This is a genomic window from Pseudomonas sp. lyk4-R2A-10, from assembly GCF_030209075.1.
GTDB classification, from domain to species: domain Bacteria; phylum Pseudomonadota; class Gammaproteobacteria; order Pseudomonadales; family Pseudomonadaceae; genus Aquipseudomonas; species Aquipseudomonas glycinae.
In genome coordinates, this window is record NZ_JARVSR010000003.1 from 84,065 (window position 1) to 110,496 (window position 26,432).

Genomic DNA, 26,432 nt, shown 5'->3' on the forward strand with positions numbered 1-26,432 from the left:
ACCTCATGAGCGACTTCAACACCCTCGAATTGCACAGCGACCCACGGGGTTTCGCGACCCTGTGGCTGAGCCGCGAAGAAAAAAACAACGCGTTCAACGCCGAGATGATCCGCGAACTGATCCTGGCTTTGGACAAGGTCGCCAGCGACGCCAGCCTGCGTTTCCTACTGGTGCGCGGACGCGGCAAACACTTCAGCGCCGGCGCCGATCTGGCCTGGATGCAGCAATCGGCCGAACTCGATTACCACACCAACCTCGACGACGCCCGGGAACTGGCGGAGCTGATGTACAACCTTGCCAAACTGAAAATCCCGACCGTGGCCGTGGTTCAAGGCGCGGCGTTCGGTGGCGCGCTGGGCCTGATCAGTTGCTGCGACATGGCGATTGGCGCCGATGACGCGCAGTTCTGCCTGTCGGAAGTGCGCATTGGCCTGGCGCCGGCGGTGATCAGTCCGTTCGTGGTGCAAGCCATCGGCGAACGGGCGGCGCGGCGTTATGCGCTGACGGCCGAGCGATTCGGCGGACAGCGGGCGCGGGAAATCGGTTTGTTGTCCGAGAGCTATCCAGCGACCGAGCTTGAACAGAAAGTCGAGCAATGGATCGACAACCTGCTGCTCAACAGCCCCGCCGCCATGCGCGCCAGCAAGGATCTGCTGCGTGAAGTCGGCAACGGCGCGCTGACCCCGGCACTGCGTCGCTACACCGAAAATGCCATCGCCCGCATCCGCGTCAGCCCGGAAGGCCAGGAAGGTCTGCGGGCCTTTCTGCAGAAGCGTCCGCCGAGCTGGCAAGCCGCAATCACCACCAAGGAGCCGCGTTGATGAGCGCACCTGTTCTCACCACCCTGCTGGTGGCCAACCGTGGCGAAATCGCTTGCCGGGTCATGCGTACCGCCAAGGCGCTGGGCCTGACCACCGTTGCCGTGCACAGCGCCACCGACCGCGAAGCGCGGCACAGCCGTGAAGCGGATATCCGCGTCGATCTGGGCGGCAGCAAAGCGGCCGACAGCTATCTGCAAATCGACAAACTGATCGCAGCGGCCAAGGCCAGCGGCGCTCAGGCGATTCATCCGGGGTATGGCTTTCTGTCGGAGAACGCCGGTTTTGCCCGCGCCATCGAAGCCGCCGGCCTGATTTTCCTCGGCCCGCCCGCCTCGGCCATCGATGCGATGGGCAGCAAATCCGCCGCCAAATCCCTGATGGAAACCGCCGGCGTGCCGCTGGTGCCGGGTTATCACGGTGAGGCTCAGGATCTTGATACCTTCCGCGATGCTTGCGAACGCATCGGTTATCCGGTGTTGCTCAAAGCCACAGCCGGCGGTGGCGGTAAAGGTATGAAAGTTGTCGAGGACGTCAGCCAATTGGGTGAAGCGCTGGCCTCGGCTCAGCGTGAAGCGCAGTCGTCGTTCGGTGACTCGCGGATGCTGGTGGAGAAATACCTGCTCAAGCCGCGTCACGTGGAAATCCAGGTGTTCGCCGATCAGCATGGCAATTGCCTGTACCTGAATGAGCGCGACTGCTCGATTCAGCGTCGGCACCAGAAGGTCGTCGAAGAGGCGCCGGCACCGGGCCTCAGTCCGGAACTGCGTCGGGCGATGGGCGAAGCGGCGGTGCGTTCGGCGCAGGCCATCGGCTACGTCGGCGCCGGCACGGTGGAATTTCTGCTGGACGCGCGCGGCGAGTTTTTCTTCATGGAGATGAACACGCGGCTACAGGTCGAACACCCGGTCACCGAAGCCATTACCGGGCTCGATCTGGTGGCCTGGCAGATTCGCGTCGCCCGTGGCGAAGCGTTGCCGATCACTCAGGATCAAGTGCCGCTGAACGGGCATGCAATTGAAGTGCGGTTGTATGCGGAAGATCCGTCGAATGATTTTCTGCCGGCGACCGGGCGTCTGGATCTGTATCGCGAATCCGCCGCAGGGCCGGGGCGCCGTGTGGACAGCGGCGTTGAAGAAGGCGACGAGATTTCACCGTTCTATGACCCGATGCTCGGCAAGCTGATTGCCTGGGGCGAAGATCGTGAGCAGGCGCGTTTACGGCTGCTGAGCATGCTCGACGAGTTTGCGATTGGCGGGCTGAAGACCAACATCAACTTCTTGCGGCGGATCATCGGGCATCCGGCGTTTGCGGCGGCCGAGCTGGATACCGGGTTCATTCCGCGTTATCAGGAACAACTGTTACCAGCGCCTGCTGCGCTGAGCGATGAATTCTGGGAGGCGGCGGCGCAGGCTTTTGCGCAGAGCCTGCCGGAGATGGCTAGGGCGGATGATCCCGCTTCGCCTTGGGCGCTTCAGAGCGGTCTGCGCGCTGGGTTGCCACGGGAAATCACTCTGCATTTGAGTTGCGAGGGGCAGGATCGGGCGTTGACGCTCGGCGCTGGCGGCAAAGCAAAACTGATCGGCGAACAACTGGTGCTCGAGCACGATGGGCTGCGCCGACAACTGCGTGCGATTCGTCGTGGAGAGGCTCTGTTTCTGCAATGGGACGGCGAGCTGCGACGCGTTGAAACGTACGACCCGATCAGCGCTGTCGAAGCTAGTCACAGCCATCAAGGCGGTCTGACGGCGCCGATGAACGGCAGCATCGTGCGGGTGCTGGTGGAGGCCGGGCAATCGGTTGAAGCCGGGGCGCAATTGGTGGTGCTGGAAGCGATGAAGATGGAGCACAGCATCCGCGCGCCCCATGCCGGCGTGATCAAGGTGCTGTATTGCCAGGAAGGCGAAATGGTCAGCGAAGGCAGTGCACTGGTCGAACTGGAAGAAGCTTGAAAGGTGGATCGATCCTACGCTTGGCGAGGATCGATCTGACTAGTATTTGGCGGTTGCCTGAACCACGACACCGATAATTCGGCACTCGTCGGTCAACAAGGCTTTCGGCCAGGTCGGATTGAGCGGCGCCAGGTAACGCTGGCCGCCCTCTTCGATCAGTTTGCGGAAAATGGCCTCGTCGCTGTCCGGCCACTGGGCGATCACCAATTTTCCGGGCTCGGCTTCCAGCGCCGGATCCACCAGAATCATCATCCCCTCGCCGATGCTCTGCCCAGTGGGCGCGGTCATCGCATTCCCCATCACGGTGAGCCAGAACGCCGGGCCACGGGCGTGATAGTCCGTCAGTTCGAAACGTCGCTTGTCCTTGGCACTCGAATACGCTGGCTGGCTTTCACGGGCCTCGATCGGCGCATTCCACTCGCTGACCGGGTAGCGAAAGTAAGGGTTGTACTTCTGCGCCAGAGGCATTTCGTCATCCGCATCGATCTGCGGTTCACGAATCACCACTGCGACTTCGAGATACTCCATGCCCAGCGCTTTCAGCACGCGGTTCATCTGCGTGATTCCGGGCTCGCGACGCTTGTTCAGCCAATGGCCGATGCCACCCTGAGACATGCCGACACGCTCGCCGAGCTCGACTTGAGTGACGTTGAGTTCACTCATTTTGGCCTTGACCAACTCAATCCATTTATCCATGTGCGGCACCATACGTGGACGCCTTCGGCCGACAAAACACATATTGTAGTATTTAAATTCTGGTCACAAATACTATTGGTACTATTCTTGGGTCACGGATTTGAATCGACCAAGGAGTGACCTTTCACCATGAATATCCCCAGCAAAGACTTGCCCGACCTGCAAATGGACACCACCTTTACGTCTCCGCAAGGGTGCGCCGCTGCGCAACGGGCGTTGGACTATTACTTGAAACCAGCTGTGTCAGAACCGGAAGTGGATGAGCGCTTTTTCGGCGTGAACAGCAACCTGAGTGGCGAAGAATCCCTGGTCCACGCCTCCGACCTGCTCCGTTGTGCAGCAGCGACGGCGTTCAAGGCTGCGGACAGCTTGCAGGGCGTCAATCGGGATCTGGCGTTTTCGGTCGTGCACATGGTGGACATGGCGCGGGCGATGGTTGATCACTCGCTTGATGGCGCAGTGCGCTGAAGACGGGAGTTCGGACGGACAGGAAAGAACTTTCCTATCGCGCAGATAAAAACATTTGACTTGCAAATGATAATGATTATTATTGCAAGCAACTGGTCGCGAGATCAGTCGATGGACCAGAGACCTTAGGTCGGTCTTCTGGACTATCTCCTCATCAGGCTAATCACGGTTTTTGACCCGGCTTTTTGCCGGGTCTTTTTTTTGCCAGTTATCTGGCTTGTGGCTTCAGGCTAATGAAGTCTTTGGGTGCCGCAAATTCAATGGCGCGGATAATATCAAAAGGATATTGCTTGGCAAGCGAACCCCGGCCACATTGGGGCAAAGTAATGCCAATTAGCACTTGAGAATCAATCGCACAGCCACTAAGCTGCCAGCGCGTCATGGAAGACGCCCCCCGCCGCAACCCGCAATTTCCCTCGGTTTCACCCCTGTCTTGCGTGTAAAGTAGCCGCCATAAAAATCATATTCAGGAACCGATTATGACCGTGGCCAAATCTTCGTTCGACATCAGCGCCAACTTCGACAGCGGCAACATCCAAGTCATCGACATCAGCAACCCGCTCAACCCGGTTCTGGCAATTCGGCCAGATACTCGCAGCGGCCATTTCCAGTGGTTCCACTTCAAGGCCAGCGGCCTGCACGTTCATCAGGAACACTGGTTTCGCTTGGTCAACGCCAGCCAATCCTCGTACAACAAAGCCTGGACCGGTTATCAGGCAGTCGCTTCCTACGACCACGTCAACTGGTTCCGCATTCCGACCCAATTCGAAGGCGACAGCCTGCGCTTCTGCCTTGAAGCCGAGCAGACCCACGCCTGGTTCGCCTACTTCGAGCCTTACAGCCGCGGCCGTCATGACTGGCTGATCGAGCAAGCGCTGACCAAGGCCGGCACCGAACTGCTGGCCGCCGGTAAAAGCGTCGAAGGCCGCGACATTCAGCTGCTGCGCAAAGGCACCGGCGCCGAAGGTCGCCGCAAGATCTGGATCATTGCCCAGCAACATCCCGGCGAGCACATGGCCGAATGGTTCATGGAAGGCGTGATCGAACGCCTGGAGCATCATGACGATCCGGTATTGAACAAACTGCTGGCCAGCGCTGATCTGTACCTGGTGCCGAACATGAACCCGGACGGCGCCTTCCACGGTCACCTGCGCACCAACGCCATGGGCCAGGACCTGAACCGCGCCTGGCAGAACGCCAGTCAGGAAGTCAGCCCGGAAGTGCTTTTCGTACAGCAGCAGATGGAAAAGTACGGCGTCGATCTGTTCCTCGACGTACACGGCGACGAAGAAATTCCCCACGTGTTCACTGCCGGTTGCGAAGGCAATCCGGGCTACACCCCGCGCCTGGAGAAGCTCGAAGAGCACTTCCGCAGCCACCTGAAGCACACCACCAAAGACTTCCAGACCAAGTACGGCTACACCCGCGACGAACCGGGTCAGGCCAACATGACTCTGGCCTGCAACAGCGTCGGCCAGAAGTTCGACTGCCTGTCGCTGACCCTGGAAATGCCATTCAAGGATCACGATGACGCGCCGAACCCGCTCACCGGTTGGTCGGGCAAGCGCTCGAAGCAACTGGGCAAGGACGTGCTGACCACCATCGCGGACATGGTCGACACCGTGCGCTGATCGTCCCCTGATTTTCGCTTCACGAAAGATCGCAGCCTGTCTGCGATCTTTTTTTTGCGCCGACTTTTACCCAATCAGGTTGCAAATCAAAACCGGATTCCTTACCGTCGATCAAGTTTCAAATTGAAACCTGAAAGGATCCGGGACATGAAAACTGCAACATTCGATAAAGATGTCGTGCTGCTTTTCGCCATCGCCTGCGGCCTCGCGGTGGGCAACGTGTATTACGCCCAGCCGCTGCTGGATGCAATGGCCGACGCCTTCGGCCTGTCGCCGGGCAGCATCGGCATCGTCATGACGTTGACTCAGGTCGGCTACGGCCTCGGGCTGTTGTTGCTCGTGCCCCTTGGCGACCTGCTCAACCGCCGGCGGCTGATCGTCACGCAAACGCTGTTGTCCGCCGCTGCCTTGCTGATGATCGCCTTGGCCTCGAACAGCGTCTGGCTACTGATCGGCGTCACCCTGACCGGCCTGCTGGCCGTGGTCACCCAGGTGTTGGTCGCCTACGCCGCAACCCTGGCCGTCCCGGCGCAACGCGGAAAGGTTGTGGGCGTGATCACCAGCGGCATCGTCATCGGCATTCTGCTGGCGCGCACGGTGGCCGGCGGTATGGCTGATCTGGCCGGCTGGCGCTCGATCTATCTGCTGTCAGCGGGATTGACGCTGGTGATGGCTGTGTTGCTGTTTCGGGTGTTACCCAAGGATGAAGAAGCACGACCATCCACGCATTACGTGGCATTGATTGCCTCAGTGTTCAGCCTGTTTCGTGAAGAACCGGTGCTGCGCCAACGTGCGATCCTCGCCCTGCTCACCTTCGCCAGCGCCATGGTGCTGTGGACGCCGATGGTGTTACCGCTGGCCGCCCCGCCGCTGTCGCTTTCCCACAGTGAAATCGGATTGTTCGGACTCGCCGGCGCGGCGGGTGCACTCGCCGCCGCCAGAGCCGGACACCTGGCGGATCGAGGATTGGGGCAATGGGTAAGCGGTCTGTCGCTGCTGCTGATGCTCGGTTCGTGGTTGCCGATCGCACTGACCCAGTCTTCGTTGTGGGCGTTGCTGCTTGGCGTCATCACCCTGGATCTGGGCTTGCAGGCCGTGCACGTCACCAGCCAGAGCCTGATCTACAGCGTCCGCCCAGAGGCACAAAGCCGACTGACTGCCGGCTACATGCTGTTTTATTCAATGGGCAGCGCCTTGGGCTCAATCGCCTCGACCGCCATGTACGCCTGGGCAGGATGGCCGGGCGTCTGCTGGCTGGGTGCCGCAATCAACGTGGTCGCGCTGCTGTACTGGTGGCGAACGCTGGCCACCCGGAAACGTGGCGAGGCTGCTTGCGCCCTCGCCACGTCGGACTGACACACTATCAACCGCGATTGCGTCCCCGCAGCATGCTGTCGAGCACCTCGTCGCGGCGCACCCAGCCATGGAACAGCGCCGCCGCCAGGTGCAGCAGCACGGTCAGGAACAACAGATACGCCAGATACCCGTGAGCCTTGCGCAGTAACGCAAACACCTGCGCATCGGCTGGCACGATCGACGGCAATTGCAGGGACGTGCCGAGCATCACCGGGTCCCCCGCCGCGCTGATCATCGCCCAGCCCAACAGCGGCAACACCAGCATCAGCGCGTACAGCAACAGATGAGAGGCCTTGGCCGCCATCACTTGCCAACCCGGCAGATCCGCTGGCAGCGGCGGCTGACGGGTGCCCAGTCGCACCAGAATGCGCACGATCACCAAAGCGAGTATCGCGATACCCAACGGTTTGTGCAGATTGATCAGCCATTCATGCCGCGCCGACACCGAGGTCACCATACCGGCGCCGATGAACAACATTGCGATGATCATCAACGCCATCAGCCAGTGCAGCAACCGCGCCAGCGGATTGAAATGAGTTGGTTGCGTGCTCATGGGCGAGCCTCCTTTTTGCCGGTTGGCAGTTGGCTGACTTCGCTGGTGCGACGCAGGTAGGAATCGGCATAACCGGCCGAGCGTGCGGCCAGCAACGGATCGTCGGAACCCTGAATGCCGGCCGGCAGCACCAGCGGATCGTAGTTGATGTCACGGCATTCGCCGCTGAGCTGCGGCTGGGTCTTTTCCAGTACCAGGGTGCCGGCGTTCAACACCTTGCGACCGGCAGGCCAGGTCTTGCTCGCATCGTTCACCGGATCGTCGGCGTTGGCCAAGGTGATGTTCAACTGAAAGCGCAGCGGCCCTTCGGCCAGGCGCTGCACCAGGTCTTTTTCAAGGAAATCGCTACCTTCAGGCGCGGTCGCACCGGCAGCGTCCTGAGCCAGAGGCGTCATGCTCCAGCGCACCGCCTGCTTCTTGCCGCTGGCATCCACCAGATAGAACGCGTTGACACTGTTGTAGGTTTCCGTCGCGTAACTGGCCGAAGGTTTGGCGGTTTTAATCCAGGTCAGAAACGGCACGGCTTCCGGGTGTGCGGCAAAAAATGCCGGCACCTTGGTCGGGTCCGGTTTACCGGTGGCGGGATCCGGCGATTGCGCCTGCTGCAATTGATAGAACGCCTCGGGCGTGCCAACCGGGAACACCGGCATGCTGTTCATCCCGGTGCGCCACTGCTGGCCGTTGGCCTGAGTGAAACGCAGCGCCAGACTGCGGATCGGTACGGCGCTGTCCGGCGCATACGGACTGCCAGCCGGCAACGCAAAGCGCCCGACCACCCGGGTGCGCGGCTCGTTGAACACTTGCGCGACAGAATACGCGCGAGCCTCGCCGCTGCTCTCGAAATGTCCGATCACGCACACACCTTTGGCGTGATTGCGGCGAAAGCCGGGATGCACGCCGTTGTTCTTTTCCAGCACATCGACCAACGCTTTAGGCGTCAGACGTTGTGGGTCAAATGAACCATGAACGTAGGCAAAGGCCCCGGCCAGGGCTGCGACGACCACGGCGATTCCGCCAAGACGCAACACCAGGCTCGCGGCACTCAGTGGCGGGCGTTGTGGCCCGCCGGGCGATGAGCTGCGATCAACCATGAAGCACTCCAGGGCCATCGGCCACAAGTAGGAAGAATCAGCAAGACGCACGTCATCGGGATTTATTCCACGGCCCGGTATTTATTTTTCAGAACGTGGAATAACCTCCAATGCCGGGCGTCTTCCTAGTCCACAGCGTAGCGACTAGTACAACTTCATGAGCGAATTCGACGAACAACTGCGAGAAATAATCCCCAGATTGCGGCGTTTTGCCGTGTCGTTGACTCGCAACAGCAGCAGCGCCGACGATCTGGTACAGGCCAGTCTGGAGCGCGCGCTGTCGGGTTGGGGCGACAAACGCGCCGACGGCGATCTGCGCGCCTGGTTGTTTTCGATCCTGTACCGGCAGTTTCTCGATGCGCATCGGCGTTCGCGGCGTTATGCGCGGATGCTCGAATTCTTCACCGGCCGTGATGACGCCGAGCCCTCGGTGGAACGCACCGTCATTGCCCAATCGACTTTGAAGGCCTTCGACCGACTGCCCACCGAACAGCGCGCCCTGCTGCTGATGGTGTCGGTGGAAGGCCTGACTTATAAGGAGGTCGCCGAGATTCTCGACGTCCCCACCGGCACCGTGATGTCGCGCCTGTCCCGTGCTCGCCAGGCCCTGCGCCAGCTCAGCGACGGGGAAATCAGCAGCCCTTCCTTGCGGATACTCAAATGATCAGTCTGCCCCCCAACGAACGTGACCTGCACGCCTACGTCGACCACCAGCTCAGCGAGGCCGACCGACATGTAATGGAAACCTGGCTCGCCAGCCATCCCGACGAGGCGGCGCAGGTTCGCGCCTGGCAACAGGACGCCCAGCACCTGCGCGCCGCCCTCGGCGGTGCCCTGCAACAACCGGCCAATCCGGACCTCGATCCGTCGCTGATCCGTCAGCGGCTCAAGCGCCAGTCGCGCCGTCAATGGGCCAGCGCGGCGGTGCTGCTGATTGCCGTCAGCCTCGGCGGTGTCGGAGGCTGGAAGGCCCGGGACATGACCGTGTTTCATCCCCCGGCACCGATGACGGATGCCTTGCAGGCGTACCGTTTGATCGCCCAGCAAGGGCTTCTGCCGGCGGACTACAAGGTCGATGGTGACGGCGATATCCAGCGCTGGCTCGACCGTTATTTCACTCAGGCCAATCGCCTGCCGGACCTGACGTCGGCCGGTTTCGCACCGGTCAGCGGCCGTCTGCTGAGCACCGATGAAGGCCCGGCGGCGATGGTGATGTATGAAGACCAGAGCGGGCACAAGGTCAGCTTCTACGTGCGCCCACCAGGACCGAAAAATACCTTCCTGCCCCGGGGCAGCCGCCAGGACGGAGATCTGCAGGCCGAGTACTGGTCCGGCAAGGGCTACAACTACGCGATGGTCAGCCCGGCCGATACCCCGGCGGCGAAAATGCTCCAGCAATCCGTGAGTTTCTAGCCGGTTCAGAACCCCACATCCAGCACCACATTGTCCAGGTAGGTTCCGGCGGGCGGTGTGGTCTGGTCGGTGTAGATTTTCGCGTTGTAGTTGAAGATCTGGCTGCCGGTGCCCAGCCCGTTGCCGGGATTGACCTCGGCATCGCTGCTGGCCCGACGAGCCGCGCCGACACTGCCCCAACGGGTGGTCCCGGCGCTCTTGAAAATGTCGTAGGCCAGATAGTTGCTGCCGGAAATCATCCGCCGCCGTCCGCCGACACTCAGTGCATTTTGCCCGTCGTTCAGACCCACCGTGTAGGCACTGCCCTTGGTGCAGGCGAGGTTGATCGTCTGCCCGGTCACCGGGGTGAATGCACTGACCACCGGCGCACTGCCGAAAGCGATGTTCGGCGCGGTGATGGTGCAGTCGTTGGACACCGTCAGGTTGACCGTCAGCGTCGTGGTGCCGCTGTTGATGTCGCGGCCCAGGCAAAGCCCGCCGACACCGATGCCCGAACAATAATTCCAGTTCCAGAAAATGCTCAGTGTCTCGGTATACACGCCGGCCGCCACGTTGCTGCCGATGGTGGTACCGAAGTACAGCGGAACGGTTTTCGGCACCGTACCGCCGAGCAAACCGAGGGCATCGATGATGCCATTGCGGGCGAAGTCATAGGCGGTGCCGCGCGTCAGCGGGTAACTGGTGCTGTTGTTGGCGTAGATCGTGTAACCGATGACGTCACCGGTGGGCCCGAGCAAACCGCTCTGGGTTGAGGTGACGGTGGCCCAGAAATGGTCATTGTTGGTCAGCAGCGACAGCAGCGAACCGGTGCAACTCAAGCCTCCGTTCAAGGTAGAACTGGGTTGCGAGGTAGTGCGCACGGCGATCGAACTGATGTTCCCGAACCCGGCCGGTGTGGTGGTCACCACCGAACACAGCGCCTGCGCCAGCCCCGGCAGCAGCAACAACAGCCACAGAACAAATCGCGCCCGGATCATTGGCACACCAACGGGCCGATCAGTGGCACTTCGTCCTGCTGCAGATCGACACTGAATTGCGCCTGGCAAGTCTTGCCGTCCGCAAGTGTCACTCGCAGCGAATTCTGCGCCTGGAGATTTTCCAGATAGACCAGCCCGTCCCAGCCGACCACCGTCCGCGTGCCGCTCTGCTCGTGCAGCACGCCACTGCCCAGCGGCAATTCCTTTTGTTGCGCATCCACCAGCACGATGCTCGCGGCAATCACCCGGCTCAGCGGAAATTCCAGCAGATAGCCACTGCCCCGGCGTACGGCAATACGCTGTTCGACGTTGGGGCTGCGCACGTTGGCCGGCAGGTTCAGCGGGTCGATTTCGTATTTGCCGCGGTAATAGGCGCTGCTCCACGGCACCAGCAGGTGGCCGTTGCGGTCGGTCTGGCCGACCTGCTGGTTCTCGTAACGCACCGGAATGTCCGCATAACCATCGGTGCTGACCACCACGAACGCATCGTCGATGCGGTTGGCGGCGAACACTTGATCATCCATCCACACCAGCGAACCGCTGGCATCGGCCCAACGGGTTTCGGCGTCGGACGTGCCGTAGACGCCCGCCTGCAATTGCACCGATTGCAGGCGCCAGGTCACGTCCGCCTGACGGTAATCGGCGCCGTCGCCCTTGGCATAGCCGAGATTGAAGCCCACCCCGCCCTCGGACGGTACGGCGCGGCTGTAATTGACCCGTTGCTGGGTCTGTCCGGTCTTGCTGCGTTCGCTGCTGATGGCCAGGCTGCCGCGCAGGTCGAACGGAATCACCAGTTGCGCCTGCACTGCCCAGTTGCTGTCACCGATTTCGCGGTTGGCCGACAGGTAGAAACTGCTGTTGCGCCACAGCGGTTTGCTCCAGCTCAGATTGAGCAACCGCGTGCGGGTTTCGTCTGCCGCGCGAATATCGAAATAACCGACGCCGAGACTGCCCCAGCGCTCGAGGTTGAGGCTCAGGGTCGCCTGCTCGCTGCGCTTGCTGAGTGTGGTGTAAGGGCTGTCGACCACGGTCAGGTCGGCATAGCGATCGCGGCGTTGCAGACGCTGATAGGAAAAGCTGTAGCGCTGGCCGCTGTATTGATAACCGAGGCTCAGTTGCTGACCACCGTCGCCATCGAAACGGCTCTGGCTGATCGCGCTGTTGAGCACCCCGAAATTGCCCAGCCGCAAGTTACCGCCCAGCCCGCCGAGGGTCAGGGTATCCGCCGCTTCGGCATGACTCTCCAGAGTAAAGGTGTCGCTGACGCCGTAACGCAGACTGCCCGAGGTCACGCCCGGCCCATAGCTAAAATCCTTCAGGCCATAATCCCGGCGCAACGTACCGGCTGCCACCGAAAAATCGCTCAGGCCTTTTTGCAACAGGCTGCTGGTGACGTAGAACGGCACCGTGGTCGACACCTGCCGGCCCAGCGCATCGGTGGTCACCACCACCGCCTCGCCCGCACCGTTGATAAACGGAATGTTGGTCAGGGTGTACGGCCCAGGTTGCAGGTCGGTACTGCTGGATTTGTAGCCGTTGATGAACAGATCCACCGAAGATGGCACCGCCGCTTCCCCGGCGAATTGCGGCAGCGGATAGGTCACCAGATCCGGGCGTACCGCAAAATCCCTGGAGAACTGCACACCGCCCAGCCGCACCGAACTGCTCCAGGGCAAGGCGCCGCTGACCACGTCCCCGGCCTCGTAGGTCAGCATCCGTTCGTCATCGGAGTAACGCCAGGTGGTGTCGTAACGCAGATAACCGTTGTCCAGCGTGCTGACCGCATCCCCCGACAACGTGCGGCGATATTGCCCGGTGTTCGACAAAGTGCCCCAACTGTCGAACACCCGCACCTCGTTCCACGCCGCCAGATAGGTGCCGGCGTCGTCGGTGTCATTGAGATACAGGTCATAGTTGAACAACGCGCCGAAACTGCTCAGCGCCGGGGTGCGTGGATAAACTTCACGGTTACCGATGAACTGCTCCGGCAGCCAGTCCGGCGGCACGTCGAGCAGCAGGCGCTGGCCGACACTGTCGTAATCGCTGTGCAGGCCCGGCAGGCCGTCGAGATCGACTTCGGCACCCGCCTCTTCCGGCAGCTTCATGCCGGTGTCGCGCAATACGCTGGCTGGCAGGAACAGGCGCCCGCCGCGCTGTTCCACCGCCACCACCCGGCCGGTATTCATCTGGTTGACCACCAGTTCCAGAAACAACTGTGCATCGCTGACGGCCTCCATGCCGCTGGGAGGCGGCGGCAGTTCGCCGGCCCCGGATGGATGAATGAACATCAGGCACCACGCGCCGGTCATGAGCCACAACGGACGCTGAATACGGCGAGCCCATCCCGGACTCATTAGCGTGTTACGTCCGTCAATGGACTGATTCCTCCTGAAACCGCTGGCGCCGAAGCCAGGCTTCGACATGACTCGCTACGGCTATCGCGCCGGCGGAATGCTCTGCACCTTTGCCGCGCCATTGATCCGCCCCGCCAGCTCTCCCGCCACCGGCCCCGGAGCCGGCCAGCGCATCACCGCGCCGGGCAATACGTAGCCGAGCAATCCCTCGGCAAGCGGTTTGCTTTGACCGCCCTGTGTAAAGGCCACATCGGTCAGCCGCGCATGCACCGCGCCCTGATTACGAACTTCCACATATGGACGGCCCTCCACCGCCACCGTCCGCCAGCTCAGTTGCGGCAGGCCGATACCTTTGGGGTCACGCTGACGGGCGCTGTCTTCCTTGCTCCACAGGCCCGCGCCATAGGCGAACAGCGGCACCGAGTAGCGCATCTGGAAGCGGATCGCCGCAGCGGTCTTGCCGTCTTCGGCAACGGGCGGCTGGGCCGAGGGGATTTCATCGATGATGATCCGGTACGCCAGCTCCTGACCTGGCGGCACGTCTTTGGTGCGGGTCAGGCGCACCAGTTGCTTCTGACCCGGCTCGATCTTCGCCACCGGCGGACTGCCGATCACCTCGCGTTGATTGCGGTATTGCTCTTCGAAACCGCTCTGGCTCCAGCCGAACACGCGGATCTGCAGGTTGGCGGTTTCCGTGCCGCGATTTTCCAGCCACAGCGCACTGGCCTGTTGATCGGCCTCCAACACCGGATCGATCGGCCAGATCAGCACCGAACTGGCGGCCTGGGCCTTGAGCGTCCCGAACATGACCAGCGCCAGCACGGCGCAACACACGGACCAATAGCGTGACGTGAAAAACCCCATAAACCTGCTCCTTGTCATTTCACATCACCACGACAGCTGCACCTGCAACACATCGCTGTATGTCCCCCCGGGCTGATTGCCCGGCAATTGCACCTGTCCGTAGATCGGCAGACTGATGTTGTTCGCATCGCTGTAGGCCACCGCCACACTCTGACCGATGCCCAGGCTCTGACTGTATGCCGCATCGCGAAACAGCGCATACGCCACCTTCGCGCTGCCTCCGCTGATCTGCATGCGTCGCTCTCCGCTGTTGTACTGGCCGCCATCGACCGTCATGTTCAGCGCCACCCCCGGCGTGCATTGCAGCGTGACACCACCGGTCAATGCGACCTGCACCGTGCCGGTGGCCAGCGCCGAACGCGAACCGAAATTCAGCCCGCCATAGTTCGATACGCCCCCCACCACCAGACAGCCCGGTGTCACTGTGGCACTGACCTGAAAGCTCTGGCTGGTCACCGCCGCCAACGGCAGCGGCAAGCTGCCCGCACACAACAGAAACAGCACCGCACCGCCATGCCGGGCCATGGCGCTAGAACGTCAGTTCGACGGAAATCGTGTCGGTATACGTGCCTGCCGGCAGCCCGGCCTTGCCCACCGCCTGACCGTAGATGTTCACGGTCTGCGCCACACCGGTGCTGGCGGCGAGGTTGATCACCCCGTCGATGGCCAGCAACTGCGAGTGTCCGGCGTCGGTGTACAGGTCATACGGCACGTAGTTGGCGACCCCGTCGTACAGTGCGCGAGTACCACCCGGCGAGAGCCCGTCATGGGCGCCGGCCCGAACCTTGACCGTTGGGGTGGTGCCGGCCGAGCACAGGATCGACAGCGCCCCGCCCCCGCCGCCCAGCACCTGCCCGGTGGCCGTGGTGAACAGGCTGTTGGCGGTGCCGAAGTTCAACGCACCGAAGTTCAGCCCGGTCGAACCGCCGGAACCGTTGACCTGGCAACTGCTGATCAGGATCAGGCTGGAAGTGATCTGGCCGGTGACCGTGGTGGCGGCATTGACGCTGGAAGCGAGCGTCAGGCCGAGCAACGACAAACCTATCCTTGATGCAATCGTACGCATGGTGTTCGTCCTCTACGGGGTTACCAGTCGAGCGTCACCGTCAGGGTGTCGGTATAGACACCGGCCGGTACCGCTCGGGTGTTCGCCACCACCGAGCCAAATACCGGGATGGGTATCTGTGCGCCGCTGGTGACAGCGAAATTGTGTTGTTGACCGATGCTGTAGCTCTGGCTGCCGGAGGCATCGAGAAACAGCTGATAGGGGAGCGTCTGGCGCCCGTTGCTCAACCGGCGTGTGGTGCCGTCGCCGTGGGTGCCGCCGTCGATGGTCACGGTGAACCCGGTGACCGAAGGGTTGCAGGCGACATTCAGTTGGCCGCTGCCCGCTTCGCTGAGGCTGGCCTTGATCGGTGCGTTCCAGGTCGGGCCCTGCTGGCCGAAATCGAGAGAGCCCAGCCCATCCACCGGGCTGGCGGGGCTGGAGGCGTTGGTGACCTCGCAGCCGGCGATCAGCGTCAGTCGCGCAAGGATCTGCCCACTGACCGCCGCCGACGCGATCTCGGTGAACAACAGCAACGTGGCTGTGGCGATTACTCGCCCGTGTCTGCCCATCATTGAGCCCCGACTCCTTCAGGATCACTCGACCATTGCGCTCGTCATTGAACGCCCTTCCCTGCGCCACCCGGTTCCACCGAATGGCTGAAAAACTCCGCGATCACCAGGTGACCGTCACCTTCACCAGATCCGAATACCGGCTGACGCGCGGCACCTCCGCCATACGCTCGATCCGCCCGTATAACGGCAAGTCCACCGTGCCGCTGTCCGGCACCCGGCCACTGACCGGCACATCCACCACCAGCGGCACCCGCCGCGCGGCGTCCTGATACAGGCGATAGGGAATCGGCTTGCTGCCGGCCTCCCCCGCCATATAACGCACCTCGCCGACGCCGCCGTGCAGGCCGCCATCGACGCGCAACTGATACGGGGTGTCCGGGTTGCATTCCAGACGCGGCAGGCGCGAATTGGGCAGCGCCGCGCCGAGTGGCCCGTCCCGCTCGCCGAGCCGCGCCGTGGTGCCGAAGTCGAGCACACCCAGTTGCTCGATACCGGCCTCGCGTTGCTGGCCGATCAACTGGCAACCGCGCTGCACATCGACCCGCACCTCGACCTGAAGGTCGGCGGCGTGGACCGGTACCGCGAGCCCGCCCAGCAATGCCCAGACCATCCCTGCATTCACCGCCCGTTCCTTGATGGCGACAGCGTCTCTGTCGTTACAGTGTTTCAGGTTAGCAACGGACGCCGATTGCGCCAGTCGATTGGATCCAGTCGCCCGCCGGGATTTGTTTCGAAAGATTGGCAACACGCCGATTTAAAGTGTTGAAAAATCCTGTACACACCGCAGATTGCTCTACGGAAAAACGATAAAGCGCAGTGGAAGCAAAACTACCCGTCTGGTTAAACTACCCCGCCGCGCTCCGGGGAGCCGGCCCGATGATGACGGAGTGATTGCAGTGCCCGCCCGACCGCCCGACCGTTCGCGTCTTATCCAGCGCTGGTCAGCCTTGCGCCATTTCTTCGGCAAACGCTCCGTTACAAACGCGGGCCAGTGCGCTGCCAGCGCGCAATCGGTGCGTGACTATTTCCGGCAAAAGGCCCACGGCCAGGGCTACACCCTCAGCCACAGCCAGCAGCGGGTCATCGACTGCATGGCCCATCAGGCCGGTCTGTTGTTCGGCACCCCTGCGCAAACCCCGCCCAGCCTGTATCTGCACGGAGCGGTCGGACGCGGCAAGAGCTGGTTGCTGGACGGATTTTTCCAGGCATTGCCCATCGAGCAAAAGCGCCGTCTGCACTTCCATGGATTTTTCGCCCAGTTGCATCAGGGCATGTTCGATCACCGCGATCGCGATGACGCGCTCGCCGTTACCCTCGATGCGCTGTTGATGGACTGTCGGGTGCTGTGTTTCGATGAATTTCACGTGCATGACATCGGCGATGCGATGCTCATCACCCGCCTGTTCAAGGCACTGTTCAAGCGCGGGATCCTGTTGCTGATGACCTCCAACTACCCGCCCGAAGGCTTGTTGCCCAATCCGCTGTATCACGCGCGGTTCAAACCGGTAATCGACCTGATCAATGCGCGCATGCAGGTCATGGAAGTCGGCGGCCCCCACGATTACCGCAGCCAGGCGCGTCGGCACGCGCATCAGGTCTTCACCCAGGGCCATTACGTCTGGCCGGCCAGCCCGGCGCAGCGCCTCGCCTTGAACCTGCCGCCCCTTGATGCCGCGCCGTTGCCCTTGGCGGTCGGCAGCCGGCATTTGCAGGCGCGGCTGTGCGAAGACCGGCGCGTCGGCTTCACCTTCAACGACCTCTGCGAACAGCCCACGGCGGTGATGGATTATCTGGAACTGTGCCGGCGCTTCGACCACTGGATCATCGATGAACTGCCGGAACTGGGCGAATGTTCGATCGCCGCCCAGCAGCGGTTCATCAACCTGATCGACGTGCTCTACGACCAGGACAAACACCTGACCCTACTCGGCCAGCTCCCGTTGCGCGAAAGCCTCGGTGGCCAGGCGATCGATCTGGCCCGCACCCGCAGCCGGCTCGGGCAATTGCGCGAAGTGCACGAACCAGGCTGATTTGCCGTTATCATGCGGTCCATTTCCGGCGCCCTGCGCCTTCTCGATAGCGATCCTTTTTCATGCACACCCTTGCACAACTGCGCGCCGGCGAACTGTCGCGCATCACCCGGCTGGACCTGGCCGAAGGACTGACTGAATTTCCGCCGGAGATTTTCAACCTGGCCGACACGCTGGAAGTGCTCAACCTCAGCGGTAACGCCCTGAGCAGCCTGCCGGACGACTTGCACCGTCTGACGCGCCTGCGCGTGCTGTTCTGCTCCGACAATCAGTTCACGCAATTGCCGGCGTGCCTGGGCCAGTGCCAGGCGCTGACGATGATCGGCTTCAAGGCCAACCGCATCACTCAGGTGCCCGGCGCGGCGCTGCCGCCAAATCTGCGCTGGCTGATCCTGACCGACAACGCCATCGAAACCCTCCCCACCGAACTGGGCGAACGTCCGCTGCTGCAAAAACTCATGCTTGCCGGCAATCGTCTGAACACCCTGCCGCCGTCACTGAGCCAGTGCCATCGACTGGAGCTGATCCGCATCGCCGCCAACCAGTTGACCGAGTTGCCGCAATGGCTGCTGACCCTGCCGAGCCTGACCTGGCTGGCCTACGCCGGCAATCCGCTGGAAACCGAAGCCGATGCGGCCGCCCTCGACAAAGCGCCACTGATCGACTGGTCGGCGCTGCAATTGGAACAACCGCTGGGCGAAGGCGCTTCCGGGGTCATTTACCGGGCGCAGTGGCAGCCCGCGAATCAGCCGGCCACGTCCGTGGCAGTCAAGTTGTACAAGGGCGAAATGACCAGCGACGGCTCGCCGCTGCATGAAATGAACGCGTGCATCACCGCCGGGCTGCACCCGAACCTGATCCGCGTCGAAGGCCGCATCGACCAGCATCCCGATGGCCAGCAAGGTCTGGTGATGCAGTTGATCGATCCGAGCTATCGCAACCTGGCCGGGCTGCCGAGCCTGGCGTCCTGTTCACGGGACGTATATGCCGACGATTGTCGTTTCAGTGCCGACGTTGCCCTGCGTATCGCTCGCGGCATAGCCTCTGTCGCCGGGCATCTGCACCGTCGCGGCATCACCCATGGCGATCTCTACGGACACAACATTCTGTTGAACGATCAGGGCGACTGTCTGCTGGGGGACTTTGGCGCGGCGTCGTTCCATGCCATGGCGGACACGCCTGAAACCCGCGCGCTGCAACGCCTCGAAGTGCGTGCGTTCGGGATTTTACTGGGGGAACTGCTGACGCGTATCGACTCGGGGTTGAGCGATGAACAGCGTCAGGTGCTAGAGGCCCTGGAACAGCGCTGCTGTCAGCCGGATGTGCTGGCGCGGCCGGGGTTTGGCGAGATCAGCCAGGCGTTGCAACACGCCTGAAAAAAAATCGCAGCCCGAGGGCTGCGATTTTCCGGTTTGTCAGCCGGCCAGACCGACGAACATATCCTGCACGTCGTCATGGTTGTCCAGGCCTTCGAGGAACGCCTCGACTTCAGCCATCTGCTCGTCGCTCAGACCGCTGACCGGGTTCTTCGGCTGATAGCCCAGTTTGGCCGACAGCACGGTGAAGCCTTGTTCCGGCAGGGCTTTCTGCACGGCATCGAGGTCGGTCGGATCGGTCAGGAACAGGGTCGCGCCCTCTTCGCCAGCCTCGAAATCCTGGGCGCCGGCTTCGATTGCGGCCATTTCCGGATCGGCGTCCGGGGTGTCCGGCGACGCTTCGATCATGCCGACATGGTTGAAGTCCCAGGCAACGGAACCGGAAGCACCCAGTTGGCCCTTGCGGAACGCCACGCGGATTTCCGCCACGGTGCGGTTGATGTTGTCGGTCACGCACTCGACGATCAGCGGCACCTGATGCGGTGCGAAACCTTCGTAAGTCACGCGATGGTACTGAACGGTTTCGCCCAGCAGGCCTGCGCCTTTCTTGATGGCGCGGTCCAGGGTTTCCTTGGGCATCGAGGCCTTCTTGGCCTGTTCGACCACCAGACGCAGGTGTGCGTTGGTCGCGGTATCGGCACCGTTACGCGCAGCAATGGTGATTTCCTTCACCAGTTTGCCGAAGATCTTGCCCTTGGCGTTGGCTGCCGCTTCTTTGTGTTTAACCTTCCACTGTGCGCCCATTACTCACTCTCTTGATCTGTGGCGCCGAGACATCTATTGGCCGACGCATGGCGCCAAGTTTATACGGCCTAAAGTCGGCAATCGACCAAAAATTCCGATGCGCATCGACATCTTCTACGCGCCTTGTAGGGCGATTCTGAAAAACTGGTTTGCCACGTCCATTCGACGTCGTGTTTTCGTACCCTCTGTCGCCCGTATTGCCTGAACAGAGCCCGTCCGAATGCTCAATGACAAGGAAAGTCCGTTTTCGCTGACCCTGGCCGAGGGTGGGATAAGCCTGCCAGTCCTGCACTTCAGTGGCCACGAAGCGCTGAATCAGCCCTTTCGGTTCGAGATCGAAGTCATGGGCCTGGCGCCCGCCTGGTCACCCGGTACGTTGCTGCATCAGGCAGCATTTTTGCACCTGGATGACGATCACGGAATTCACGGCATCATTCAAAGTGCCAGTTGCGAACACCGCGCGACGCACCGGATCGCCTACCAACTGGTGCTGATGCCGCATCTGCAAGCGCTGGAGCAACATCCCGTTCGCCGGGTTTTCACACAACTGAGCGTGCCGGCCATCCTTGAACAACTGCTCAGCGAACATCACCTGCCTGCCCACAGTTACCGGATCGAGATGACTGTCGGCCATTACCCTCCGCGCCCGTTCTGTATTCAATACGAAGAAACCGACCTGGCCTTTTTGCAACGGCTTTGCGAAGAGGAAGGCATCCACTATCACTTCGAACATCAGCCGGACGGTCATGTGGTGGTGTTCGCCGATGACAGCCTGAGCCTGCCGCAACAACCGACAGCGATGGCTTTCAACACGCAGATCGATGCGCCGGCAACCGGCCTCAGCAGCCTGTTCCAGCGCCATGAGGCGGTGCTGCCTCAAATGCCAGTCGGCGTACGTGAGCGAGGGCAATCGATTACGGGCCACGAGGCCGCCAATCACACGCTGGGCAGTGCCGTCGCCCCACCGGGATTTCTGCCGACTGCGCAACGTCACGCGGCCCAACGCAGTCGTCGCCTGCTGGAACGCCAACGCTGCCGGTCGCGTTCGATTCAGGGCCGCAGCGATTGTCCGCGACTGCTCAGTGGGCGTCTGTTGCAAGTCATGGAGCACCCGGTGAGCGCGTTCAACGAGCAGTGGCTGATCACCGACTTGCGTCATCAGGGTCAGCAACCTTCGATACTCGACCCGATCCCCACGGTTCGCCGCTATCACAACGACTTCTGCGCGCTGCCCTGGTCGACCCCGTTTCGCCCGCCGCCGAAACAAGAGCGTCCGAGCATCCCGGGGTATCAGCCGGCGCAAGTGCTCGGCGTGCCGGGGCAACCGGCGCAAGTGGACGCTCAGGGCCGGATCGTCGTCCGGTTATGGCCCGATCAGCCACACTCCGACGCAAGCGAAGGGCTGTGGTTGCCGGTGGTCATGCCTCATGCCGGCGGTGGCCTGCCTCGGGAAAATCTGCCCTGCGCCGGCAGCGAGGTCTGGGTCAGTTTTCTCGACAGCGATCCCGAACGGCCGATCCTCTGCCTCGACGCTTGTCGGCTCCGCCAGGCACCGCCGACAGAAAACGAACCCGACGACGACCTCCTGCTCGACTGGCTGCTCAACCGTTCCGCCCCGCCAAGCTGACGCTCAAGCCTTGTCGGCCTTGCCCGCCGCCGCTGCGAATTTCGCCAGACGCACGTCAAGGTGCCGGGGCCGCCGACCGTGATCCTCGGCGCGTTCCTTGCGGCGAATGGCGTTGCGCACCATCAGCGAGCCGAGGTAGCGGATCGGCTCCGGCGGAAAGTAACCCAGCGGCCCGTTGACCAGCGGCGAACGCGTCCACGGGTTGTCGAGGCCCTGCACCAGCGAGGCGAGAATCTGCCCGCCCATGTGGCACGGCCCGACGCCGCTGCCGGAATAACCGAAACCGTAGAACACGTTGCCGCTGGCACTCATCTGGCCGAAGAACGGCAGGCCGGTGACCGAGCGATCCGAAGGGCCGTTCCACGTTGCATCGACTTTCACATCCGCGAATGCCGGGAAGAAGTCGTCGAGGCTGCGTTTGAGCAATCCGGTATAGGGCGATGACTGGTCGAACACCGGCAGCATCCGCCCGCCGTAAGCGAAGGTGTTGCCGCCCTTGCCGAGCATGATCCGGCCGTCCGGGGTGTTGTGGTAGTAGTGCACGAAAATCCGCGAGTCGAGCACGGTGACGCCGCTGGTCAAACCGATTTCCTGCAACAGATCCGGACGCGGTTCGGTGATCAGCATGTCGCTGGAGACAATCGCCACGCTGCGCTCGAACTGCGGGAAAGCGCGGGCCATCCACGCATTCATCGCCAGCACCACGCGGTCGGCGGTCACCCGGCCGTTCGCCGTGTGAAGGCGCGCCGGACGGCCCTCTTCCAGCCCGGTCATCGCCGTGCCTTCATGAATCCGCACGCCCAGTTGCAACGCCACCCGACGCAAGCCGCGCACCAGTTTGCCCGGCTGCACGCTGGCGGCGGCCGGCGAGAACCAGCCCTCCAAATGTTTTTCCGAACCGGCCATGCGCTGTACATCGGCGACCGGCCGCTGGGTAAACGAGTTGATGCCATTGCGCTCTAGCGCCGCAATTACCGCATCGGTCGAGCCGCATTGCGCCCGGTTGGTAGCGGTGTAAAGCGTGCCGTCGAGCCGGTAATCGGCATCGACGCCGTACTGCTCGCAGAACTCGCCGATGGCGTGGATGCTGCGCTCGGATTCCTTGACCAGTCGCACCGCTTCCTCGACACCGAACAGCCGCTACAGGGTGAAATACTTCGCCGACCACGACAGCGCACAACCGCCGTTGCGCCCACTGGCGCCGGCACCGCAAATGTCGGCTTCGATCAGCAACACATCAAGTTCAGGGTTCTGCTGCTTGAGCATGATCGCCGTCCACAACCCGGTGTAACCGCCGCCGACGATGCACACATCGGTGCGCACATCGACTTGCAGCGGCGGGCAAGGTTCGGACGTGTCGAGCTGCAAAGCCTGCTCCAGCCAAAACGGTCTCATGAAAATTCTCCAGTCAGTCGGCCACGACACAGCCTGCCGCGAGTGCCGCAGCAGGCCGCGAGACAAGGGGTTTCAGTTACGCAGGGGTTTGACGGTCAGGGCACGATTGGGCACGTAGGCGCGCGGTTCCATGACGCCGACCGGGCGGCTGTTCCAGTGTGGAATCAGCACCAGCGCCGAGAACAGCGCACAACCGGCGAACACGATGAACACCGTCACCGAGTCGAAGTAACCCGGCAGCAAACCACCGAGCACCGCACCGACCGAGCCGCAGCCGTTGACGAATCCCGCCGCCGTGGCGCCGGCCTTGGCCTTGCCGAAATCGATCGCGGCCGCGCCGCTGATCATTGAGTCCGGGCCGTACAGGGTCAGGCCCATCACGAACAACAATGCGACCACCAGCATCACGCTGCCGGTGTGCAAGGCGCCCATGAACAGCGCAAGGGTCACGGTCAGCGCCAGCAGACTCAACACGCAGGCCGGCATGCGTCGGGCACCGAACAGTTTGTCCGAGGCCAGGCCGATCATGATCGGACCCAGCAGACCGGCCAGTTCAAACGCCGTGGGAATGATCGCCGCGCCAACCTTGCCGACCGAAGGCATCTGTTCGAACACGATCACCGGGCCCCACAGCAGAATCGCGTAACGCGCCGGTTTCAACAGGAAATACGCCAGACCCAACACCAGCACCGTGCGGTTACGCAGGATTTCCTTGAGCGGTTCCCACACGCTGAGTTTGCTGTTGGCTTCGGCTTCCTCGGCACTGATGACCGGTTCCGGTTCCACCGCCGGCAGGCCGACATCTTCCGGTTTGTTGCGCTGAAAGATGAAGAACAACACCGCCACCGCCGCGACCACCGCCGCACTGGAAATGAACGCCGCGTGCCAGGTGCCGACCAGCGTGTACGCCCACCAACCGGCGAACGGCGAGGCCACCAATCCACCGAAGGCGTAGCAGGAACTCCACAACCCGAGCACTCGCCCGCGCTGTTCCGAAGGGAAAAAACTACCGAGGTTCTTGCACAACCCCGACCAACCGGTGGACTGCGCCAGGCCCTGAATCAACATGCAGGTGGCGAAGATCGGCAAGGTCGCAAAACTGCCCATCACCAGCGCTGCCGCAGCGGAAATCAGCAACCCGCCAAGCACCACGATCCGTGGGCCGAAGCGGTCGGCGAGCATGCCCCAGGTGAACTGGCCGATGGCGTAGGCCGCCAGGTAAATCGCGTCGAGGTTGGCCATGGCCATTTTGTCGAGGGTGAAACTCGGGTCTTCGGCGATGCCCAGTTTGGCCACCGAAAAGGCTTTGCGGGTGAAATAGAACGCGGCGTAAGCGAGCCAGGTGACAGCGAAGATCTGCATGCGCCAACGCGCAAGGGTGCCGATGTGCTTGTTCATTGTGGTTCTGACCTCAGGGTGTGAGTGTGCCGGCAGAATCGATAAGTAAACGCCTGTGTTTTTTATTGTTGAGCACTGCGATATCACCCCGTCCCTTCGGCGATACCGGTCAGATGAGTCCTGGTGTTGCACGCACAGGCTCATGGCCAGCGTCGCTGCCCGACCGGGCAGTCAGCGTTGGCGTGAGCCGATCAAAGCAATTACTGTTTAATAAATAAAATCGATTTATCGTATTTCACACATAAGCTCAGCTTGTTACTGAAGTTCGCCTGTAAACGAGGAATCAGCCATGTCGGTTTCACACGCCCAGCTCAAAGCCTTTCACGCCGTGGCCGTGCACGGAAGCTTCACCAAGGCCGCCGAGCGGCTTTATCTGACGCAACCGGCGATTTCCGACCAGGTGCGCAAGCTGGAAGAACGCTTCGGCGTGTTGCTGTTCCATCGCAACAAACGCTCGGTGCGCCTGACCGATTTGGGCGAACGCTTGCTGGCAATCACCCAGCGTCTGTTCGTGGTCGAGGCCGAAGCCCAGGAGTTGCTGCAGGAATCCCAGGCCTTGCAGACTGGCAGTCTGATACTGGCAGTGGATGCGCCGGTGCATGTGCTGCCGCAGATCGCCCGGTTCTGCGAACGCTACCCGGGGATCAGCGTGAAAATCGAGACCGGCAATACCGATGAATCGCTGTTTCGACTGTTCAACTATCAGGCCGATCTGGCGTTGCTCGGTCGCGATGTCAGCGATGAACGCCTGCTGTGTGTGCCGCTGCGCAACGACCCGATGGTGGCGTTCGTCTCGCGCCATCATCCGTGGGCCGAGCGTGAATCGATCTGTCTGGAAGATCTGGACGACACGCCGCTGGTGCTGCGCGAACACGGCTCGGTGACTCGCCAGACCCTGGAAGAAGAAATGGCCCGCGCCGGCTTCCGCATCCGCCCGGCGATCCAGGTCGAAGGCCGGGAAGCCGCGCGGGAGGCCGTGGTGGTGGGGATTGGCGTGGGTGTGGTGTCGGCGGCGGAGTTTGGTGCGGACTCACGGGTTTGCGCGTTGCCGATCACCGATTGCACCCGGAGGTTGACCGAAACGCTGGTGTGCCTGCGCGAGCAAAGTTCGCGGCGGGTGGTGGCGACGTTTCTCGAGATGGTTCGCGAGAGTCTTGTTCAGACCGGGGCCAACCCGAAAAACGCCTGAATCAAGCGCAACTCCCGCCGCCGCTCCACGCAGCCGATCATGTGCCGGTTCACCAGCCCTTCTCCCGCAATGGGAATCGCGACGACACGGGGGTCATGACTGACCTCCACCGATGACACCACCCCTACCCCCAGTTCAGCCGCCACCGCTTCCGTCACCGCCTCGCGACTGTCCAGTTCCAGCAACACCCGTGGGCTGACCGATGCCTGGGCACAGGCCTGATCAAACGTGCGCCGGGTAATCGAACTCGGCTCGCGCAAGACCATGATCACCTGATCCAGCTCCTTGAGCCTGACCTCGCCTGCACGTGTCGCCCACGGATGCGCGGCCGGCACCAGCGCGCAGATCCGCGATTCACTCAACGCTTGCAGATGCAGCCCTTTGCGCGGCTCGACCTCGGTCAAGACCGCCACATCGGCATGCTCGGACAACAACGCCGCCAAGGTTTCCTGGGCATTGCCCAACCGCAGATTCACGGTGATCCCCGGATAGCGCGCCCGCAGGCTGGCGAGCATCGGCATGACCATGTGCGGGCCATCCGCCGCCACCTCAAGGCGTCCGGTGAGCAATTGCCGATTGGCCTCGAGCAACGCCTGGGCCTCCTCGGCCATACCGAACATCGCCCGGGTGATCGCTGCCAGTTTGGTGCCCTCTTCCGTCAGCTCGACCCGGCGCGCCGTGCGTCGCAACAGGGTGATCTGGTAATGCTCCTCCAGCGCCTTGATGTGCCCGGTGACCGCGGGCTGGCTGATGAACAGGCGTGCGGCGGCACGGGTGAAGCTGCCCTCCCGGGCCACGGCGTCGAAGGCGCGGAGCTGGAACAGGTTCATGAATAACCCTCACTGATGGCTGGCATAACAACAAACAATTTGATTGATGA

The 26,432-nt window shown here is 62.2% G+C and carries 25 protein-coding genes and 1 pseudogene; 11 read left to right on the top strand and 15 right to left on the bottom strand.

Going from position 1 to position 26,432, the window contains the following annotated elements; genetic code table 11:
• Positions 1–5: 5 nt before the first annotated feature.
• Positions 6–821, top strand: a complete 816-nt coding sequence (locus tag QRN46_RS06340) for a gamma-carboxygeranoyl-CoA hydratase (RefSeq protein ID WP_011335003.1) — start codon at positions 6–8, stop codon at positions 819–821.
• Positions 821–2,770, top strand: coding sequence for an acetyl/propionyl/methylcrotonyl-CoA carboxylase subunit alpha (locus QRN46_RS06345; RefSeq protein WP_011335004.1), 1,950 nt, complete (start codon positions 821–823; stop codon positions 2,768–2,770). The genes QRN46_RS06340 and QRN46_RS06345 overlap by 1 nt, the downstream gene beginning before the upstream one ends.
• 39 nt (positions 2,771–2,809) lie before the next feature.
• On the opposite strand, the gene QRN46_RS06350 is transcribed toward QRN46_RS06345, so the two are convergent.
• Entirely contained in the window at positions 2,810–3,466 is a 657-nt protein-coding gene (locus QRN46_RS06350; RefSeq protein ID WP_041475588.1) for a LexA family protein, read from the bottom strand.
• A gap of 129 nt (positions 3,467–3,595) precedes the next feature.
• On the opposite strand from QRN46_RS06350, the gene QRN46_RS06355 reads away from it, so the two are divergent.
• Complete coding sequence (locus QRN46_RS06355; RefSeq protein ID WP_011335006.1) at positions 3,596–3,934, top strand: DUF6124 family protein; 339 nt, start codon at positions 3,596–3,598, stop codon at positions 3,932–3,934.
• A 208-nt stretch (positions 3,935–4,142) separates the two neighbouring features.
• Here QRN46_RS06355 and QRN46_RS06360 read toward each other — a convergent pair whose 3' ends face one another.
• Positions 4,143–4,316 (bottom strand): hypothetical protein, encoded by a 174-nt coding sequence (locus QRN46_RS06360; RefSeq protein WP_181457896.1) that lies wholly within the window; start codon positions 4,314–4,316, stop codon positions 4,143–4,145.
• A gap of 97 nt (positions 4,317–4,413) precedes the next feature.
• Here QRN46_RS06360 and QRN46_RS06365 point away from each other — a divergent pair, with 97 nt between their 5' ends.
• On the top strand, positions 4,414–5,565 hold the full coding sequence (locus QRN46_RS06365) for a M14 family metallopeptidase (protein WP_011335007.1): 1,152 nt from the start codon (positions 4,414–4,416) through the stop codon (positions 5,563–5,565).
• A gap of 147 nt (positions 5,566–5,712) precedes the next feature.
• Complete coding sequence (locus QRN46_RS06370) at positions 5,713–6,921, top strand: MFS transporter (RefSeq protein ID WP_011335008.1); 1,209 nt, start codon at positions 5,713–5,715, stop codon at positions 6,919–6,921.
• Between the two features lie 7 nt (positions 6,922–6,928).
• On the opposite strand, the gene QRN46_RS06375 is transcribed toward QRN46_RS06370, so the two are convergent.
• Together QRN46_RS06375 and QRN46_RS06380 are read right to left on the bottom strand one after the other, a co-directional pair.
• The gene (locus QRN46_RS06375) at positions 6,929–7,474 is read right to left on the bottom strand and encodes a cytochrome b (RefSeq protein WP_011335009.1); all 546 of its coding nucleotides are present in this window, start codon (positions 7,472–7,474) and stop codon (positions 6,929–6,931) included.
• A complete protein-coding gene (locus QRN46_RS06380; protein WP_011335010.1) occupies positions 7,471–8,565 on the bottom strand; it encodes a catalase family peroxidase in 1,095 nt (364 codons plus the stop codon). The genes QRN46_RS06375 and QRN46_RS06380 overlap by 4 nt, the downstream gene beginning before the upstream one ends.
• Before the next feature lie 157 nt (positions 8,566–8,722).
• On the opposite strand from QRN46_RS06380, the gene QRN46_RS06385 reads away from it, so the two are divergent.
• Together QRN46_RS06385 and QRN46_RS06390 are read left to right on the top strand one after the other, a co-directional pair.
• Positions 8,723–9,229, top strand: a complete 507-nt coding sequence (locus QRN46_RS06385) for an RNA polymerase sigma factor (RefSeq protein WP_011335011.1) — start codon at positions 8,723–8,725, stop codon at positions 9,227–9,229.
• Positions 9,226–9,978: an anti-sigma factor family protein gene (locus QRN46_RS06390; RefSeq protein ID WP_011335012.1), complete on the top strand. Its 753-nt coding sequence runs from the start codon at positions 9,226–9,228 to the stop codon at positions 9,976–9,978. Before QRN46_RS06385 ends, QRN46_RS06390 begins: the two co-directional genes overlap by 4 nt.
• A gap of 5 nt (positions 9,979–9,983) precedes the next feature.
• Here QRN46_RS06390 and QRN46_RS06395 read toward each other — a convergent pair whose 3' ends face one another.
• The 7 genes from QRN46_RS06395 to QRN46_RS06425 all read right to left on the bottom strand — a co-directional run bounded on the left by QRN46_RS06395 (position 9,984) and on the right by QRN46_RS06425 (position 16,403).
• Positions 9,984–10,955 (bottom strand): Csu type fimbrial protein, encoded by a 972-nt coding sequence (locus QRN46_RS06395; RefSeq protein WP_011335013.1) that lies wholly within the window; start codon positions 10,953–10,955, stop codon positions 9,984–9,986.
• Positions 10,952–13,309: a fimbria/pilus outer membrane usher protein gene (locus QRN46_RS06400; protein ID WP_041475352.1), complete on the bottom strand. Its 2,358-nt coding sequence runs from the start codon at positions 13,307–13,309 to the stop codon at positions 10,952–10,954. The genes QRN46_RS06395 and QRN46_RS06400 overlap by 4 nt, the downstream gene beginning before the upstream one ends.
• An 81-nt stretch (positions 13,310–13,390) precedes the next feature.
• On the bottom strand, positions 13,391–14,173 hold the full coding sequence (locus QRN46_RS06405; RefSeq protein ID WP_285354409.1) for a fimbrial biogenesis chaperone: 783 nt from the start codon (positions 14,171–14,173) through the stop codon (positions 13,391–13,393).
• A gap of 24 nt (positions 14,174–14,197) precedes the next feature.
• Entirely contained in the window at positions 14,198–14,698 is a 501-nt protein-coding gene (locus QRN46_RS06410; protein WP_221614368.1) for a Csu type fimbrial protein, read from the bottom strand.
• A gap of 4 nt (positions 14,699–14,702) precedes the next feature.
• Positions 14,703–15,239 (bottom strand): Csu type fimbrial protein, encoded by a 537-nt coding sequence (locus tag QRN46_RS06415; protein WP_007951533.1) that lies wholly within the window; start codon positions 15,237–15,239, stop codon positions 14,703–14,705.
• A gap of 20 nt (positions 15,240–15,259) precedes the next feature.
• Positions 15,260–15,793 carry a Csu type fimbrial protein gene (locus tag QRN46_RS06420; protein ID WP_064380779.1) on the bottom strand — a complete coding sequence of 178 codons (534 nt, stop codon included), beginning with the start codon at positions 15,791–15,793 and terminating at the stop codon, positions 15,260–15,262.
• A gap of 100 nt (positions 15,794–15,893) precedes the next feature.
• Positions 15,894–16,403, bottom strand: coding sequence for a Csu type fimbrial protein (locus tag QRN46_RS06425; protein ID WP_011335018.1), 510 nt, complete (start codon positions 16,401–16,403; stop codon positions 15,894–15,896).
• A gap of 286 nt (positions 16,404–16,689) precedes the next feature.
• On the opposite strand from QRN46_RS06425, the gene zapE reads away from it, so the two are divergent.
• Together zapE and QRN46_RS06435 are read left to right on the top strand one after the other, a co-directional pair.
• Positions 16,690–17,823, top strand: a complete 1,134-nt coding sequence (gene zapE, locus QRN46_RS06430; RefSeq protein ID WP_011335019.1) for a cell division protein ZapE — start codon at positions 16,690–16,692, stop codon at positions 17,821–17,823.
• Between the two features lie 62 nt (positions 17,824–17,885).
• On the top strand, positions 17,886–19,199 hold the full coding sequence (locus QRN46_RS06435; protein WP_011335020.1) for a leucine-rich repeat-containing protein kinase family protein: 1,314 nt from the start codon (positions 17,886–17,888) through the stop codon (positions 19,197–19,199).
• 39 nt (positions 19,200–19,238) lie between these two features.
• Here the strand turns inward: QRN46_RS06435 and QRN46_RS06440 are convergent, their stop codons facing one another.
• A complete protein-coding gene (locus tag QRN46_RS06440; protein WP_011335021.1) occupies positions 19,239–19,943 on the bottom strand; it encodes a YebC/PmpR family DNA-binding transcriptional regulator in 705 nt (234 codons plus the stop codon).
• Between the two features lie 220 nt (positions 19,944–20,163).
• Between QRN46_RS06440 and QRN46_RS06445 the strand changes: the two genes are divergently transcribed.
• A complete protein-coding gene (locus QRN46_RS06445; RefSeq protein ID WP_011335022.1) occupies positions 20,164–21,570 on the top strand; it encodes a type VI secretion system Vgr family protein in 1,407 nt (468 codons plus the stop codon).
• 3 nt (positions 21,571–21,573) lie between these two features.
• Here the strand turns inward: QRN46_RS06445 and QRN46_RS06450 are convergent.
• Both QRN46_RS06450 and QRN46_RS06455 read right to left on the bottom strand, forming a co-directional pair.
• Positions 21,574–22,971: pseudogene (locus tag QRN46_RS06450) on the bottom strand (FAD-dependent oxidoreductase).
• A gap of 66 nt (positions 22,972–23,037) precedes the next feature.
• Complete coding sequence (locus QRN46_RS06455) at positions 23,038–24,363, bottom strand: MFS transporter (RefSeq protein ID WP_011335024.1); 1,326 nt, start codon at positions 24,361–24,363, stop codon at positions 23,038–23,040.
• Between the two features lie 289 nt (positions 24,364–24,652).
• Between QRN46_RS06455 and QRN46_RS06460 the strand changes: the two genes are divergently transcribed.
• Entirely contained in the window at positions 24,653–25,552 is a 900-nt protein-coding gene (locus QRN46_RS06460; protein WP_007951543.1) for a LysR family transcriptional regulator, read from the top strand.
• On the opposite strand, the gene QRN46_RS06465 is transcribed toward QRN46_RS06460, so the two are convergent.
• The gene (locus QRN46_RS06465; protein ID WP_011335025.1) at positions 25,522–26,382 is read right to left on the bottom strand and encodes a LysR substrate-binding domain-containing protein; all 861 of its coding nucleotides are present in this window, start codon (positions 26,380–26,382) and stop codon (positions 25,522–25,524) included. The genes QRN46_RS06460 and QRN46_RS06465 overlap by 31 nt on opposite strands.
• Positions 26,383–26,432 lie beyond the last annotated feature (50 nt).